Genomic DNA, 15,959 nt, shown 5'->3' on the forward strand with positions numbered 1-15,959 from the left:
TCAAGGATTCAAATGGGATTGCTTGGATTATTGTATAAAAGATGAAGATAATGGAAATGATCAGCAAGTTACTGTCAGACTAGATGAAACTACATATCAGATTCTTGTACAAAGGTACAAAGACCTTTTTAACGGGCATAGTAGCAATGGTAGTTCTAATGTCCCATATGATCTTGAAGGGTGCATCTTACCTATTTCCACTGCTAGGATCGATTTTGATTATATGAATTCCCGTTTTGAGAAGTATACCAAATTACTTCATACTAGCGGAGAGGGTGCTGATGATTTGCGCAAAGCTGAAGATGAACTTCATAAAACATTTGCCACGCTATCGCAGGAAGAACAAAAGTTTGCAAATATTTTCCTTCATGATATTCAATGCGGTGATGTGATTCCTGTTCCAGGAAAATCTTTCAGGGACTATGTGATGGAATACGCCGCTAATGCACAAAATGATAAAATCCATAAATTTGCCCTGACTTTTGGTTTGGATGAACAAATGTTAAGAAATATCTTATTGTTACATCCTAGTGATAATAATTTAAATGAGTTTGGACGGTTTGATTCTCTTAAGTCTACTGTAAAACCTGAACTTGCTAAATTATACTTTGAAAAGAAAACAGGCACACAGCTATCTAGACCGAAAGTAAATATTAAGTTTGATGATTTACTACGTAAATTTATTTTAAATTGTGGATGTGATTTTTAAATTTTATGGCCCGATTGTTTTGAGTTAGAAAATGTGACTGTATTTGAATTAACATACGGATATGCTATTGAAAAATGTTTTTCTGAAAGTTGGTTCTATCGGTTAAATTTGACTCTATTGCAGCTATAATTGTAGATAAGAATGGAAATAAACTATGAATGTAAAACTTAACTATAATCTGTATACAGTGTGGTTTTGTCTTTGGTAAAATAGTAAATTTTGACTACATGCCTTGTTGTTTTGTATTAAAGGATGAGTGTTAATATGTATTTGTTATCAGATAATCATGAAATTAAAGATATTGAAGAAACTACTTTTTCTGAAATAGGGTATAAAGAATGTCATTTGGAAGAGTTAATTAGGAAGAATATTAATATTATTTGCGATGATGATGAATCTATTTTTATTGTTGGACAACAGGTAACAAATGAGAAAAAGGCACGTAGTGATCTTACTGCGATCGATAATGAAGGTAATTTGGTTCTTATTGAGATCAAACGTGATAAAATAGATATAGAACACAGAAAAGAACCGCTTGAATTTCAGGCTATACGTTATGCCGCCAGTTGTGCAACTATAGATTCAATTGACAAACTTGTCACATATGTTTTTCAGCCTTACGTTGAAAAGCATAAAATTGAATTTAGTAATGATTCAGGCAAACACCCAAATTTTACTGAAATTGCCTTACAAAGAATCAAAGATTTTCTTAACGAAAACGAAATTGATCAGAAAAAATTTAATAGAAGTCAAAGGATAATACTTATCGCTTCAGAATTTGACGAACAAACCTTATCTGCTGTAGCTTGGCTTAACAATAATAACGTCAAAATATCCTGTTTCGAAATTAAGCCTTATAAAACGCATGATGAAAAGATAATTCTGGATGTAAAAAAAGTACTTCCAATATCGGAATATAGCGATTTTTATATTCCTATTCAAAATCAGTTAATTGGAGGCAATGCTAGTAAATCATCCATTAAGAGAAAGAAACGTTTAAACATAGATGATCTGTTAAGATTGAATTTGATAGAGCCTAATACAGTTTTAATTGATACAAGAATGGGTAAAAAAGCGACGCTTCAATCTGATGGAGATGTTAAGATTTACGATACAGGTGAAATTCAGTCCATTCAAAATTGGTTAAAATCAATCTATAATTGGGCATCTGTTCAGTCATTTAAGTTTTTAAAAGTTGAAAAGACCAACAAATTGTTGTTAGATATTCGAGATGAATATTACAAATCTATGAATAATGCTCAAAATCAAGATTAGCAGAGGTACTTGATACACAAAGTCATTGTTGTATTGATTGAACACATTTCTGACAAAAGTACTGATTGTTTTTTGCCCATCTTGTATGGATATTCGAGATGATTTAACCGCGGGGACTGATGTCCCCCGGCGGTAGATCGTTGTCTTTGTCTTGGCCTCGAGACAAACTAGATGAGCTTTAAGCCTTTTTTACCCAAAACCTATCTTTCCTCAGTTAACCCAGCATTATCACACAATTTCCATCATATGATTAACCTCCTCAACCCTTTACCCAAGCCATCTCCCGCCTTCTGCTAAGGGTTATTTTGCAACCCCAAAATTTTTCCCTGTTATCATAGCATCCGTCAAAAACCTCGCACTCAAGGAACAATCATGTCGGAACCCGGACTTCCTTCGTTAGGCATGCTGGTCATGCTCACCGGCTTTCTCACCGGTATTGGAGCATCCCTGCTTATGCCTAGCGATACCCTCCTCACTGGAGTATGCCGTCTTCATGGCGGGCTGGAGCTTTCCGCACGCATCCAAGGTACTCCAGCATCTTCCGGAAACGAACAGAACGGCACCACACATAACGATACACCACGTAGCTTCACTTCCCGGGTTCTTTCCTTCCCATCTCTGGATAATCCTGCCACCCATGCCTTTGAATCGGCTCTTATCACCATGGCAAGGGACAAGGAGTTTATTGAAGAGAAAACCAATCAGACTTTCGCTTGCCAGGAGACTCACGTCCATGCTCAAGCAGACAGACAGGAGAGGGCGGATAGAGCGGATCGGCAGAAAAGGGCGGATAAACCTTCCTCCCAGTCTCTGGTCTCTAACAATTCCGCTTCTCAAAACCGCCGCTTTCAGTCTCAGCAGCATGATTCTTTCTCTGGGGATCTCAGCATCAGCAATCTCGATGAACGGAGTTACAATGATCACCCCGGCTACCATGCTCATCATGATCATCGTGATCTTCAAGCTCCTCAAGACCTTGACCATCGTTACCCAAGCGACCTTCACGATCCTCGCAGTACCCACAACCGCCGTGCCCTTTCCCCCGGAGAAGAGCTCGCCATCGTTTTGGCGGATCAGGCCATCGCCTTTCAGGAATACCGTGAGCTTAAGGAGCATTCTCTCAAAGGCCTCCCTCTCCCTGAAAAGCGCCGCCTCCGGGAACAGCTCCGCCGGGAGCGGGAGATGCTCCCCCGGAAGCTCCTGGATGCCTTTTACCGGGGAGAACCCATCCCCCTCAGGACAGACGTGCTCTCCGCCCGGGATCGCCTCCGGCTCCTCTCTATTTATTTCGGAGCCGTTTGGCATATACTTTCAGGAGAAATCCCGGCAGCGTTGATCCTAATCTTGGCTCTCCTCATAGACAGCGGCATTACCCGCTATCTTAGAATCAGGGACGGCTATCTCCCGGTACCTCGTGTTTACCGGATCTGCACATTGGGAGCTGCTTTTCAGATCGGTGCCGCTCCGGTTTTGCTTATTCCCTTTTTGGTGCCCCCGGCATTGCTGCCGACAGTTTTCGGGGGCGGACTTATAACAGGAGGAGCCATCTTGTACGGCCTTACGCTGCACATCTCAGCCCGGCCCTCTAGTGATTTACTTGAACAGGAACTATAAACCATGACCACAACCAAGAACTCTGAACACTCCGCTGTTAAATCTGCTGTTAAGCCTGCTGTCGCGCTTTCCAAAAACAACCCGCGTGGCGAGTTTAGGAAAGTCAGCCTGCTGTCATTTGATTTGTCAGCTTTTTTAAAGCCAATTCATGCAAAGACTAACCCCTCGTCTGCGCATTCCTCTTCAGACACATTGTCAGACCCCCGGTCTTCGCTTGTGCAGAAATCCCCGGAGCCGGTGCGTTTGAAGACTGTCAATGTAAAGACCTTTTCGCATTCTGCCTTTCCGCATTCTGCTGCCTTGAAAACCACTGTCTCGAAAACCGCTTATTCAAAAATGAGCTCTCTGTCATTTCGTTTGAATTTGAAGATGATCTCTGGGTCTCGCCCCTTGTCTCGCCTCATGTCTGGCCCCTCGTCTCGTCCCTTGTCAGGCACCTTGTTCCGTTCCTTGTCTGGCTCCTCGCCTCGTCCCTTGTCAGGCACCTTGTTCCATTCCTTGTCTGGCTCCTCGACTCGTTCCTTGTCAGACTTCCAGTCTGAGCTTTTGAAGAAATGCCAGCAGCCAGCCCGTTTGAAGAGCGGCCAATTAAAGAACTGCCTTTTGAAGACCTTTTCGAGTTCGGCTTATGTTAAAACCGCTGCTGTTTCGGAAACCGCTTATTTAAAAACCGGCCCTCTGCCATATCATTTGAATTTGAAGAAGATACCCGTGTCTCGCCCCTTGTCTGGCCCCTCGTCTCGTTCTTTGTCCGTCCCCCAGTCTGCGACTGTGCTGGAATTACCGAATCAGGCTCATTTGAAGAACGCCTGTTTAAAGAATCCCCGTTGCAATAACGTCCCGACCTGGATATCTCAGAATAATATTTCCTTTGTCCGTGTGCCCCTTAAGAAAGTATTACTAAGACTGACCTATCTGAAAGCAGCACAGCGTTCGGATAGCAAAAACCCCGAGCTACTTAAAAAACTGGCCATGCTTATGACCCCGGCTGCGAACACGCATTTTCCCCCGGAATCGTAACAAAGCAAGGCTTTAACCATGCTGTAACCAGCAGCTTCGTTAATTCCCTTTATCAGGAATCATTGGTGATCAGGAGCGGTTTTGTCCTGTGATCAGGAGCGGTTTTGTCCTGTGATCAGGAGTGGCTTTGTCCTGTGATCAGGAACAGCCATGCCCTGTAATCAGGAACGACCATGCCCTGTGATCAGGAACGGCAGCCTTGTAATCAGGATGGCTGTCCCTGTAATCAGGATAGCAGCCCCTGTAATCAGGAACCGCTGTGCCCTTTAACCAGAAGCTGCTGCGCCTTGCCCCCGGAATCAGCTGCAACCGTACTTGACTGGAATCATGAACCAGCCGAGCCGTACCCCGCGATTCCGAACAATAACTCAGAACATTAAACGAAACACTAACTTTGCAACAACAGGAACTTAAACAGGATCAGCTATGACTCAGATCGAAATCCCCCGTTACCTGGATGACCCTCCGGTGCTTCTCCTCTGGTCGGTGGATGAAATTGCGCCGCTTCTGGCCGGACTCTTTATCGGCATGCAAATAGGGCAGGCCTTTATCTGCACCGGAGCGGGACTTCTTATCACCCATTTTTACCGCCGCTGCCTCGAAAACAGCCAGGACGGCTTTCTGGCCCATTTCCTCTACTGGCACGGTTTAAGTCCGGCCCGGGGGAGAATTTTTCCCAACCCCTACATCCGGGAATTCGGCTGTATCCCGGAATTACGGTAGGAAAGTATTGAGATACCAGAAACTAAGACACCAAAAAATGAGGCACCGGAAATTAAGACACCGGAACATGACAGAAATTCATTGCCTGTCCCTCACACAACTTACACCCGCAGACACCGCACGACAGAAACCATGATACAGGAACATACCAGAAGAACACTTACGCGGCCCAGAGCCGGAGCCGCATACCATGACAGCAGCATAAAAAGACCACGCAGGAAGAATCCGGCTCCGGATCATTTCGGAAGAACCCTGATCAGGAGAACAGCAAAAACCCATGACAGGAGATCATGATGAACCTACAGCGTTTACTAACCTCATGGCAGGGGCTTAGGATGGCGGTTTTCAGTTTGGCGGCCCTGACCGCCGTCCTGACGGCAGCCAACTTGGCTCTGGCTCTGGGCCTTCTCTTCCGGGACGAAACCGTAGTTTTGGTGCCCCCGGTGCTGGACTCCCGGGTCTCAGTCTCCCGGAGACAGGCGGACGAAGGACTCCTGAAGTCCTGGGGCCTTTACCTCGCCCAGCTTCTTGGGAATGCCACCCCCGGAAACACCGAGTTTCTCAAGGAATCCGTGGCTCCCATCCTGTCTCCCCGGGTGTTCGGCGAATTTATGACCGCTCTTAACACCCAGGCCGAGGAGATGCGGTTTGACAGGGTAAGCCTCCGCTTTGAGCCCCGGCTCGTCCAGTATGAAAAGAGCTCCGGCCTCGTGTTTGTCACCGGTCAGAGCGTGGCCGTGGGCCCCGGCGGCGACGAACGCCGCAAGGAAAGAACCTACGAATTTTTGATTGAGATCCAGAACTACATGCCCCTCCTGTCCCGCATGGACACCTACCAGGGGAGCGCCCGCACCGCCAAGGTACGGGAAAAGCTCCGGGCCCGTGAGAATCGCCGCTCCCGCCGGGAGGCCGAGAGAGCCTCCGGGAACCCGGGAGGCTTAACAGGCAGCAGTAACAGCTTTAACGATGAAATAAGGAACAGCGGATATGACTATTAGTACCACCCCGGAGCAAACCATGAAGAGCGCTCTCGTCAGCGCTAACCCCCTGGAGGATCCCCGGGATTCTGCCATAACGAATACCGGAGATTACACCGGAGATTACACCGGAGATAGCGCCGGAGATAGCGCCGGAGATAACACCGGGGATAACACCAAAGAACGGAGCCGGATAAAGCAGGAGACCATGGGGCTAATCCTGAGAACCCTTCTCGGCATCATGGCTTTTTTCATCATTGTCATGGGCACGGCTCTTTACTCCGACGCCTATGCGGGAGAAGCCGGCGTGCTCCCGCCGGAGTTTCGCTTCAGCTTCAAGATCGCCCGGAATGATCTTAACCGCATTCTGTTTCCCTTTTCCGGGATCACGGTGAGCACTGTGGCCGAAGGGGAGATCAAAACCGAGGGCGGGGCTCTTTACGTGCTCCCGGAATCCGAGGAACCCCTGACCCTGTTCGTGTCCCCGGAGGACAATCCCGGAATAAGCTTTCTTTTGGAGCTGACGCCGGTTTCGGGAAGGGCCAGAAGCTACACGATCCCGCTCCCGGAGCCTCTTAAGACCCCGGCCGGAGATCCTGAGGCCGCCCGGGACAGCCGGACTCCCGTAAGCCGGGAAACCGCGCTTTCCCGGGGCTTCTCCGGGATCTGGCGGGCTCTTGACAAATCAGCGGAGATCCCCGAGGAGATCCCGGGCTACACCTTTGTTCCGGAGAGCGCGGTAAAAAAGCTTCTCGGGAAAACCGACACCCTCTGCAGCGGCTACCAGGAAACGGAGTTTTCCGGCGCCTGGCGTTCCGGCCCCTATCTCTACGTCATGCTGGTTCTGAAAAACAAGCTTGCCATAAAAACCATGGCCCGCTGCGAAGGGAAACGCATTCTGGGATTCAGCATTCTTAACACCACCGAAATATTGCCTCAGGGCCGGCGGCGGATTCTGGCAGCCTTTCAGGGGAATTTCTGATGGACATGAAGTTTCTGGAAAACCTGAGTCCCGGCATGAAGAGAATGTTCACCTGGGCCGGGGCCGCCGCCGTTATCGGACTTCTGGCCCTGACTCTGGGCGGGCAGAATCCCCGGGAACGGCACCGGGATCGGGAAACGGTTAAGAATGTGTTTTCTGATATCAACACCAGAGAGGTAGGCGTGGACAGTCTCGCCGCCTCAGTGGACCTTATGCGGCAAAGAGAGGATCTCCTCCGGGGCGAGCTCCGGGAGATGCGGCGGGAAATGGATCTTATCAGGAAGAACGCCGGACTTCTGGGAGGCGGCGGTCAGGATCCCGAAAAGATTACCGCCCGCCTGAAGGAGATCGATGACATGCTGAATGAGTTCCGGGTGATCAAGAGTCTCCTTCCCAAGAGACTCCGGGAGCTCCGGAAGGAGGATGCCGCCCGGGAAGGGGAGGATGCTTTAGCGGGAGACGGCAGCGTGAGCGGCAGGGGCGAAGATAATTCCCCGGACTCCCGGGATTCTTTAGTGCCCGAGGGAGCCTGCTTCGGCGAGAACTGTCCCGGAGATCCGGAGGCGCTTTCCCGGGATCTGGCCCAGACGGGATCACATTCCCATGATATCCGGGAGGAGTTTGTGTTTGAGGAGATTCCGCTGGAGCCTCCGAAGCCGTCTCCGCAGTATAAGCCGCCGGTCAAGAGGCAGATAAGAAGAATCGGAGGTTCGGGATCCCCGGGATCAGCGTCTTCGGGTGGTTCCTATGGCAATGCTTCCGGAAAATCCGCTTCCGCCAGTGCTGCCGCAAAAAAAGTTCCCGGGGATCCTTCCGGCAGATCCTCCGGGAAGAGACAGGTTTATCTTCCGGCCGGAACCATCATGAGCGGGTATCTTCTTACCGGTCTCGACGCTCCCACCAGGGATGAGGCCCGGGGTGATCCCTTTCCGGTGCTCATCAACCTGGACAAGTCCGCCATTCTCCCGGGGGACGGCCGCTATGATCTCTCCGGCTGCTTTGTGCTGGCGGCAGGCTACGGGGATCTCAGCTCCGAACGGGTTTATCTCCGGGCGGAAAAGCTTTCCTGCATGGGGAGCTCGGGCCGGGTGGCGGAGCAGAAGTTCAGTGCCTACATTTCCGGCGAGGACGGCAAGGCGGGAGTAAGAGGGCGGCTGGTTTCCAAGCAGGGACGGCTCATTGCGCGATCTCTCACGGCAGGTTTTCTGGAAGGGCTGGCGGGAGCCTTTGACGTTAACCCGGTGCCGGTGATAAGCACCGTGGGCACCCACACTACCCAGTATCAGAGCGTCTACAGCCGGGATGCCTTAAGGAGCGCTGCGGTGTCCGGAGCCGGGAAGGCTCTGGATCGGGTGGCGGACTTTTATCTCAGGCTTGCGGACAGCATGTTTCCGGTGCTGGAAATCGATGCCTCCCGGAGAATAGACATCATTGTCACCGAAGGGGTGGCTCTGGAGTTTGATTTTCGGGGCCGGGAGGGCGCGGGAAGCGGCTTTTACCGGAATTCCGGGGAGGGGCTCTAACAAGATGAAGACCAGTTCCGGAACAGCTTTCTTATGCATGATCCTCATATTCGTACCCCTCCTCCTGATTTCCGGTTATGTCCGGGCGGGGGATCCCGGGATGCGAAGAGCCGGCGGGAGCTCCTACTATCAGAAGCACGGGGAGGGATGGTTTTGGTATCAGGATCCCCCGGAGGAACCGGAAGCCCCGGATGAAGAGCCGCTCCCGCCGCTTCCGGAGCCTCCTCCGGAGTCAGGAGCTCCCGTTATTCCGCCGCCGGAATACTCCGCGGACGGCCTTTATGCCGCAGCATATCTTAAGAAGGCGCTCCCCCTTTATCTTGAACGGGCTCTGGATGCTCCCACTCCGGAAAATGTCCGGGCGTACTTTGAGCTTCAGAAGATGAGCATGGATAAGAGCCAGAACTTTGCCGGCGCGGCTAAGCTCATGCCGCTTCTTCATCCGGAGCTTGACGAATCCCGGGGCCGGGCGGATTACGGCCGGGGACGGGAGCTTCAGGACAGAATGGCGGAAGAGGCTCGGGAGCTGGATCTCCGGCGGATCTCGGAACGGGCGGGACTGTTTTTTCTGTACCGGAGCTCCTGTCCCTACTGCCGGGAAGCCCTGCGAGAGGTGGAGAGACTGCGGGGGTACGGTTTTCAGGTGCTGGGGATATCCCTGGATCAGGGGCTCCTCCCTGTGCCGGGAGCCATCCGGAACGTTTCGGATCCCGCCATGGCCGGGGTTTTGGGGATCACCTCCGTGCCGGCTCTGGTGCTGGCGGCTCCCGGGACGGATCGCCAGTATGTTACGGTCTCAGCCTCTCTCCTGAGTCCCCGGGAAACCGAAAACCGCATTGTGGCTGCCGGGCGTCTTCTGGGAGTGCTGGAGCAGGATGATGAGTACAAGTAAGGGCATGGCGGCAGAAGAGGGAAAAACGCCCCGGGATGACGATAGCCCCATGGAATAATCCTATGCGGGGTTTAATTCCCTGCTGGGACAAACTGCGGTGTTCTCGGGTTACCTGATTTTCCATGAACTCTGTCGATATAGTCCCGGTCATCCGGATTCTTCCGGTTGTACCTGTCTCATTCTAAAGCTGCATTTTCGATCCTGGCGACCATGTTTTTTTGTCAGTGATCGATACTCATTAAGTTATTCGCGAAGGTCTGATGACAGCTCATCCTGTTTGAAATATCCTTCCACAATGCCACTGTAACTGGCATCAGAAAGTCCCTTTTTTACCAATATATGTCTTTCCAGATCGTACACTGTGGCATTAGCAATACTGTTCAGTACAAAAGGGGAGTGTGTTGTAACTATAAATTGAATGTTGGGAAACAATTCAGTCAATGCAGAGAGCACCTTCTTTTGAAGTTCCAAGTGCAGATGATTTTCGATTTCATCGATCAGCACAACTCCAGGCATCAGGAACTTGGTTACTCGTTTATCCTGCCGTTGCATTCGAAGAATCAGGTCTATGATGATATCCAAAATCGCAGAAAAACCATCTGAAGCAGTATTGAAATCAAAAGGTTCACGGTTTTTAACAATGAGAGAAAACTTGAATGTGTCTTCATTGAATTTTATAAGAAGCGACGGATCATCATAGATACCTCTTAATATCTCTTGCAGTCTGTCAAACCATTCTTCAATTTCCTGCGCCTTTTTGTTATCTTTTTTTACTATGGCAAGTGCTTGTGTCATTTTCAAGTCAAGAAGATACGAGAGGAATATAGATCTGGTACTTTCCTTTATGCTGTAGCTGTCTTTTAAAATTGTTTTCTCAACATGCTTTGGTTCTGGAGAATGAAACGCTCTTGTCGCTCCATAATATGATAGAATAAAGTCTCCCTGTTCAAAAGCCAATTTAATCTCACTCGGTTCTTTTGAAAATTCCAAATCAACTCCAGCTGTTGACTTTTCAATTTTTTCCTCACATAAACTGATGCTTTTTTCTATTTGAAGAATTTGATTTTGATCATTTTTCTTTTTAGCATTCTCAAGAGCATTCTTGTTAAATTCCAAAAGCTGTCTCGATTCATAAGGATCGTTAGTTTTTGAAACTGAATAGAGATATGTCTGAATAGCTTCAAGCAGGCTGGTTTTCCCGCTTCCATTATTTCCGGTAAGAATTAAATGACGTTTACCTTCTCCTTCTGAGGAAATAATAATTTTTAGATTGTGAAGATGTCTCACTTTAAGGATATTTATTTCTTTAATATATAACTGTTCCACCGTTATTCTCCGAAATATCTAAATAGCCCCATAGAGGCAAGAGATTTCTCTCCTTATCATCATATTTCACAAGAGCCCACTTTTATCGCAATACGAGCTATTTACAGTACAAATCCCCAGAGTATGGCCGTTTTATCTCTGCATCCCCCATGAAAGAAGGCGTCAGGCCGTGGTAAGTTCAAAGTTCGGTACATAAGTTTGCCTTTTTGAAAACCCATAAGGCTTTAGAGCCTGCCCATGAATTTGAGATGAGGGACAATACTTTTTTTGGGGAAAAGGAGAAACTTGGAGGCCATCCACGGTAACGAAATTTGAAAAGTGACACGATCAAAAACGGAGGTGACATGCCTGCACCCCCTGTTCCTTTTTTGGCATTTGCAAAAAACTGATAGAAAACTGGGGTTAATGAGAAACGCATACGCATTTAGAGGCTCGACACTCTGTAAAAAATGCTGCGGAAGTATAAACTCATTTTTGCAGATTTGCCCATCTCCGCATAGCCGCCTAAACTGAATCGGATGACTACAATTTTGATTATAAGTCATAACGTGCCGTAAGTCAGTACCGGGTCATCACAAATTGTCGTATTCACGGCCATGTATTTTTCGGCCATTGGTATTGATGTGCATTCCACTTTGATGGTAGCCTGTTTCCAAAAAAGGCTGTTTCCAAAAAAGGAGAATTCGGTTGCAGTGCTTTTACCGAAGAATTCAAGGAATCCGGAACTTTTTTAAATGCCATCAGGAATTTAGTGATCTGGTGCAACAGCAAAAATCCTGAACCAAGAAGGCGGCATCTAACCTGCCCAACCAGCCCTCACCAACCAAAAGATGTCGCTTTTTTATTTTGCGCTGGCGGAAAGGTATTTTCCTGTGTGCAACCCTCGTGCGTGGGGTTGGGCCGTCTCATGGTGTCTGCATGTTGCATGTAATGCGGGAGCTGGCCTTTGTCCTTCCGGTGCTTTTTGGTGATGGGAGGGGATCTATGATGAATCCCTTCCTGACAAACAGGTTTCCCGCATAGGTAAAGCTGGTGCGGCTTCTGCGTTTTGCCCATGCCTGAGGATGTGCATAAAGTCGCTGTATATCCCCTTATTCCGGCCTCAAGAGACAGCCAGGCGCTTCAATTTTGGGAACACGAGGCAGTTTTCGGGGTAAAGGGGCAGCTCCCCTTTAATCATTAACCGGGAAGCGCCGGAGGCGTCTTCCCTTCCTAATTATTGTTCCTTGGAACTTTGACTTCTGCTCCGGCCAGTATTGATTGCGCAGGCTGGCTATGCCCGAGTTATGACCTATGCCGGACTGTTTTCCGGACAACAACTTCGAGGGAGAGCGTATTAACATTATGCCGCTTACCAGAACGGCAGATATGGTGCTGCGCTTCTGTTGGAATCTGTATATCCTGACTTGAATAACAGGAGTGCCTCTAATGAGAATCAGCAATTTATCATATGGTCAGAGTTCTGGTTATTTTTTGGCTTTTACAGCAAAAACAACTTTCATAAATCTGCTTCCTTAAACACCTCGTCGGCAGGATATGTAATGCCCCCGCTTTTAATATGTTCGTGCCATGCCGTTTCCCCCTCTTCATAATCCTCGCGATCTTCAAGATCCTCGAGTTCAGCCATGTAGTGCTCAATAGCCTGATTTACAAACCAGCTGCGAGAACATCCTCTTTCTGAGCAATACTCATTAAGCTTGTTTAACAGATCAGGATTGCAGCTAATGCTGACACTTTTTGCTAATGCCATAATGAGCCTCCTGAGATTGGCGATATCACTATTGTTAGCAGTCATATCACAGCATGTTGAAAAATACAATGAATGTATTGAGGTCGCTTGTGCAGACCGGCTTTGTCCGAGAGATGCGCTGTGCCGGACTGCCTCCCGGACTGGGGAGGAGGAGAAGGCGGTGAAACGCTCCTCGGCAAAACTGCCCCGCTTCTCCGTCATGCAGATCCTGAAAAACAGGATTGCCGCAATGAAACTGCCTGCTGCGATGGGGAAACGCATTCAGGGTTTTGGTATTCTTATGCCACGGAGATACAGTCCCGTGCCGGCTCTTGGCATCATTTCAGGGGGATCGTTAGAATCCAGCTTGATTTGAGCGCTGATTATGATCGTGCGGGAAACGGAACTTTTTTTCAGTACTCCTCTTTGTTTTGTGATTTTTATCATAATATGGCTAATAATATTCTGCGCAGTTTGGCTTTTGCGGTTATAACTAAAATCAATAGGGTGCATTAGCACTCGTCATACTTTCCCGGCAAAGCTGTCCAACGATAATGGAACGGCTAACGCTGGGATTTTTTTTGACATTTTTGTCCCTAAAATCAGCGGAAAACACGTTGCGATGCGGCGTGCTTCGAGCTGTAACCTATAGGTGTCCGATTGCCCAATCCGCAGGGACTGCGAGGAAAATCAGGGAGGTGAACGCGGTGGCTGAGAAGAAACCGGCCTATAAGGAAGTCGTGGCGGAGCGGGATGCCTATAAGCATGAGCTGGATGTCATGAAGCAGGATCGCGTGAACCGTCAGGCAAAGAATTCAGTGTTCCTGAAGTTGTTCATGCACAAGGAGTATCAGCTTCAGCTTTACAAGGAGCTTTTTCCGCAAGACACTGCGATCACAGAAGATGATCTGGAGTTGGTGACACTGGATTATGCGCTCACGATTCATCCGTATAACGACTTGGGACTTCTGGCCAGAGGCAAACTGATCGTGCTGGCCGAGGCGCAGTCCGCATGGAGCGTGAACATCATTTTCCGCCTCATGGACTGCTACTTCGATTCCGCCATGAGCTATCTGAAGATTCGGAAGGCTGACCTGCGCAGTTCCGTCAAAGCGGAGGTGCCGGACGCAGAGGCTTTCGTGATCTATACGGGCAAGAAGAAGGTCGAGAAGGATGTTCTCTCCCTGAATCAGGAATTCTTCGGCGGCGATCCGAACAAGCCGGAATTCAAGGCAAGGATCATTCACGGGGAGTACAAGGGCGGCATCATTGAGGAATATATGGGATTCTGCCGCATCCGGGATGAGAACGTCCTCAAAGCGAATACGCCGGAGGAACGGCAGCAGGCTGTAACTGCGACGATTGACTTGTGCATCGAGAAGGGCTATCTCGTAAGGTACCTAGAGGAACACCGACCTGAGGTGGAAAAAATCATGATGACTATGTTCAGCCCTGAATATGTGAAGATGACGTCCGAGAGGACAGAGAAGATAAAAGAGGATATCAGCGCTTACAGATTCATCAACGTACCAGAAGCGCAGATTAAAGATGCAATCATCCGCCGCTACGACCTCACACCGACCTGCGCCCAGAACTTCCTGGACGATGACTCCGCCCCGGAGGATTCCAGACCATGGGCCCTGTAAATATTCATAAATTTAGCTCTCAACGCACCCCATAAACAAACAGTGTTTTCATTCGTACTCTCTAAACCTTCGATTTTTATATCAGAAGAATATCCGAGCTCGCATAATTTCAGACAATAAGAAAAAAAATATGAAGGAAACTGGTAAAATCACTTCATGACGCAGAACGAAACAGGAGGCAGCAAAAATGAGCGCTCTTTTCAATGATCTTCAGGAAGGATTGCTTCAGGCGATTGACTATGCAAAGGGATCAGGGGCATCTCGGACTTTCACTTACAAAATTGATCCCGTGGCTGAGTTCAATAAGGATCAGATTCGTGAAATCCGCATGCAGGCCCGGATGAGCCAGAGTGTTTTCGCAAATTACCTTGGCGTATCCGTAAAAACGGTTGCAGCCTGGGAGCGGGGCAGGACGCATCCTCGGGGTTCGGCTTGCCGGCTGATGAGTTTCCTCGCCCGGAATCGGTTAGAGCCATTGCCGTTTATTTCAGTCGCACAGTAAAACCGGCGGCGAAAAGTCAAACCAGGGAGGCGGCATCTAACCGGCCCAACCAGCTTTCATGAAGTTCGGAAAATCAGATCCGAAAACCCGATAATGATGATGAAGCGAGTTGTCGGTCTGGCAATTGATAAATTACCGGATGATTCTTTAATAAAGCCGTTTCTGTTAAAACACAAGGCGGAGGTGATTGGTATGTGTACCGCAGAATATAAAAAGTCCAAATTCCTGGCGAAGTTTAAGAAGGAATACCTTATGGAAGGCCGTGAGCAAGGTCGCGAGGAAGGAGAGGATAAACTTTCGCTGCTTTTGCAAAAGTTAATTGCCCAGGGAAAGAGCGAAGATGCTCAGCGTGCCCTTGTTGATAAGGAACACCGGAAATATCTGTACAAGGAATACGGTCTTAATGATCTGAATGCGGCCTGAAGATAAGGGAATGTCTTTCTTTATCACGATTTTGACCGGCTGAAGACATTTTTGTTTCCGGAACAATGCACTGTTCCGATTTGCCTGGCTCTGACCTGTGCCCAGCCAGCTGATGGCAGAGGTCTTCAAAGCCCTTCCATTCCCCGGGGGGAGAAAACGCCTTTCCGGGGATTTTTATATCAGCCTGCGCGACCGGCCAGTTCAGCGCCCTTTGGCGCCATTGCGATTCCCGGACTTCTCCCGGCAGTTGTTTTGCCCACGGAGGTGGTTTTGCGAGATGCTCTTGTGCTTACCGCAAGATTCTTTAATTAAGCCGTTTCTGTTAAAACACAAGGCGGAGGTGGAAAGTGGTCTGGGAGTGCATGACAGAATATGATGAGAACAAAACCATGGATAAGATTAGGAGGGACAGTATCAAGGAAGGCATTGAGAAAGGAGAGGATAAACTTTCGCTGCTTTTGCAAAAATCACTTGCCCAGGGATAGAGTGAAGATGCTCAGCGTCCCTTGTTGATAAGGAACACCGGAAATGTCTGTACAAGGAATACGGTCTTAATGATCTGAATGCGGCCTGAAGATAAGGAAGCGACTTTCATTCATTGCTGTTTTGTCAGGCTGA

Annotated in this window: 17 protein-coding genes; 14 read left to right on the forward strand and 3 right to left on the reverse strand. The window is 48.6% G+C overall.

Translation table 11 applies throughout. The annotated features are described in order from the left end of the window. Positions 1-709, forward strand: a 709-nt coding sequence (locus tag ACJROR_RS00600) for a type I restriction endonuclease subunit R, EcoR124 family (protein WP_406545405.1), incomplete at its 5' end; no start/stop codon positions are given. A 264-nt stretch (positions 710-973) separates the two neighbouring features. Next, positions 974-1,984, forward strand: coding sequence for a hypothetical protein (locus tag ACJROR_RS00605; RefSeq protein WP_406545406.1), 1,011 nt, complete (start codon positions 974-976; stop codon positions 1,982-1,984). Positions 1,985-2,380: 396 nt separating this feature from the next. Here the strand turns inward: ACJROR_RS00605 and ACJROR_RS00610 are convergent, their stop codons facing one another. After that, on the reverse strand, positions 2,381-3,289 hold the full coding sequence (locus ACJROR_RS00610; RefSeq protein WP_406545407.1) for a hypothetical protein: 909 nt from the start codon (positions 3,287-3,289) through the stop codon (positions 2,381-2,383). 27 nt (positions 3,290-3,316) lie between these two features. On the opposite strand from ACJROR_RS00610, the gene ACJROR_RS00615 reads away from it, so the two are divergent. From ACJROR_RS00615 to ACJROR_RS00645, 7 genes are all read left to right on the forward strand, one after another. After that, positions 3,317-3,598: a hypothetical protein gene (locus ACJROR_RS00615; RefSeq protein ID WP_406545408.1), complete on the forward strand. Its 282-nt coding sequence runs from the start codon at positions 3,317-3,319 to the stop codon at positions 3,596-3,598. A gap of 3 nt (positions 3,599-3,601) precedes the next feature. Beyond that, positions 3,602-4,618: a hypothetical protein gene (locus ACJROR_RS00620; protein ID WP_406545409.1), complete on the forward strand. Its 1,017-nt coding sequence runs from the start codon at positions 3,602-3,604 to the stop codon at positions 4,616-4,618. A 426-nt stretch (positions 4,619-5,044) separates the two neighbouring features. Next, the gene (traL, locus tag ACJROR_RS00625; protein ID WP_406545410.1) at positions 5,045-5,341 is read left to right on the forward strand and encodes a type IV conjugative transfer system protein TraL; all 297 of its coding nucleotides are present in this window, start codon (positions 5,045-5,047) and stop codon (positions 5,339-5,341) included. Between the two features lie 293 nt (positions 5,342-5,634). Continuing rightward, entirely contained in the window at positions 5,635-6,339 is a 705-nt protein-coding gene (locus tag ACJROR_RS00630) for a TraE/TraK family type IV conjugative transfer system protein (RefSeq protein ID WP_406545429.1), read from the forward strand. Beyond that, complete coding sequence (locus ACJROR_RS00635) at positions 6,329-7,300, forward strand: hypothetical protein (RefSeq protein WP_406545411.1); 972 nt, start codon at positions 6,329-6,331, stop codon at positions 7,298-7,300. Before ACJROR_RS00630 ends, ACJROR_RS00635 begins: the two co-directional genes overlap by 11 nt. Then, a complete protein-coding gene (locus tag ACJROR_RS00640; protein WP_406545412.1) occupies positions 7,300-8,823 on the forward strand; it encodes a TrbI/VirB10 family protein in 1,524 nt (507 codons plus the stop codon). Before ACJROR_RS00635 ends, ACJROR_RS00640 begins: the two co-directional genes overlap by 1 nt. A gap of 37 nt (positions 8,824-8,860) precedes the next feature. After that, positions 8,861-9,715, forward strand: coding sequence for a conjugal transfer protein TraF (locus tag ACJROR_RS00645; protein WP_406545413.1), 855 nt, complete (start codon positions 8,861-8,863; stop codon positions 9,713-9,715). A 243-nt stretch (positions 9,716-9,958) separates the two neighbouring features. Here the strand turns inward: ACJROR_RS00645 and ACJROR_RS00650 are convergent, their stop codons facing one another. Both ACJROR_RS00650 and ACJROR_RS00655 read right to left on the reverse strand, forming a co-directional pair. Then, positions 9,959-11,041 (reverse strand): AAA family ATPase, encoded by a 1,083-nt coding sequence (locus tag ACJROR_RS00650; RefSeq protein ID WP_406545414.1) that lies wholly within the window; start codon positions 11,039-11,041, stop codon positions 9,959-9,961. A 1,498-nt stretch (positions 11,042-12,539) separates the two neighbouring features. Beyond that, the gene (locus tag ACJROR_RS00655; protein ID WP_406545415.1) at positions 12,540-12,791 is read right to left on the reverse strand and encodes a ribbon-helix-helix protein, CopG family; all 252 of its coding nucleotides are present in this window, start codon (positions 12,789-12,791) and stop codon (positions 12,540-12,542) included. On the opposite strand from ACJROR_RS00655, the gene ACJROR_RS00660 reads away from it, so the two are divergent. The 5 genes from ACJROR_RS00660 to ACJROR_RS00680 all read left to right on the forward strand — a co-directional run bounded on the left by ACJROR_RS00660 (position 12,766) and on the right by ACJROR_RS00680 (position 15,826). After that, entirely contained in the window at positions 12,766-13,146 is a 381-nt protein-coding gene (locus ACJROR_RS00660; RefSeq protein ID WP_406545416.1) for a hypothetical protein, read from the forward strand. The genes ACJROR_RS00655 and ACJROR_RS00660 overlap by 26 nt on opposite strands. A 331-nt stretch (positions 13,147-13,477) precedes the next feature. Beyond that, positions 13,478-14,416 carry a hypothetical protein gene (locus ACJROR_RS00665; protein WP_406545417.1) on the forward strand — a complete coding sequence of 313 codons (939 nt, stop codon included), beginning with the start codon at positions 13,478-13,480 and terminating at the stop codon, positions 14,414-14,416. Positions 14,417-14,603: 187 nt separating this feature from the next. After that, positions 14,604-14,918: a helix-turn-helix domain-containing protein gene (locus ACJROR_RS00670; protein WP_406545418.1), complete on the forward strand. Its 315-nt coding sequence runs from the start codon at positions 14,604-14,606 to the stop codon at positions 14,916-14,918. A gap of 93 nt (positions 14,919-15,011) precedes the next feature. After that, positions 15,012-15,341, forward strand: coding sequence for a hypothetical protein (locus tag ACJROR_RS00675; protein WP_406545419.1), 330 nt, complete (start codon positions 15,012-15,014; stop codon positions 15,339-15,341). 362 nt (positions 15,342-15,703) lie between these two features. After that, positions 15,704-15,826, forward strand: a complete 123-nt coding sequence (locus tag ACJROR_RS00680) for a hypothetical protein (protein ID WP_406545420.1) — start codon at positions 15,704-15,706, stop codon at positions 15,824-15,826. Positions 15,827-15,959: the final 133 nt, after the last annotated feature.

It is taken from the genome of Succinimonas sp. (assembly GCF_045225735.1).
In the GTDB taxonomy this organism is placed as follows: Bacteria; Pseudomonadota; Gammaproteobacteria; order Enterobacterales; family Succinivibrionaceae; genus Succinimonas.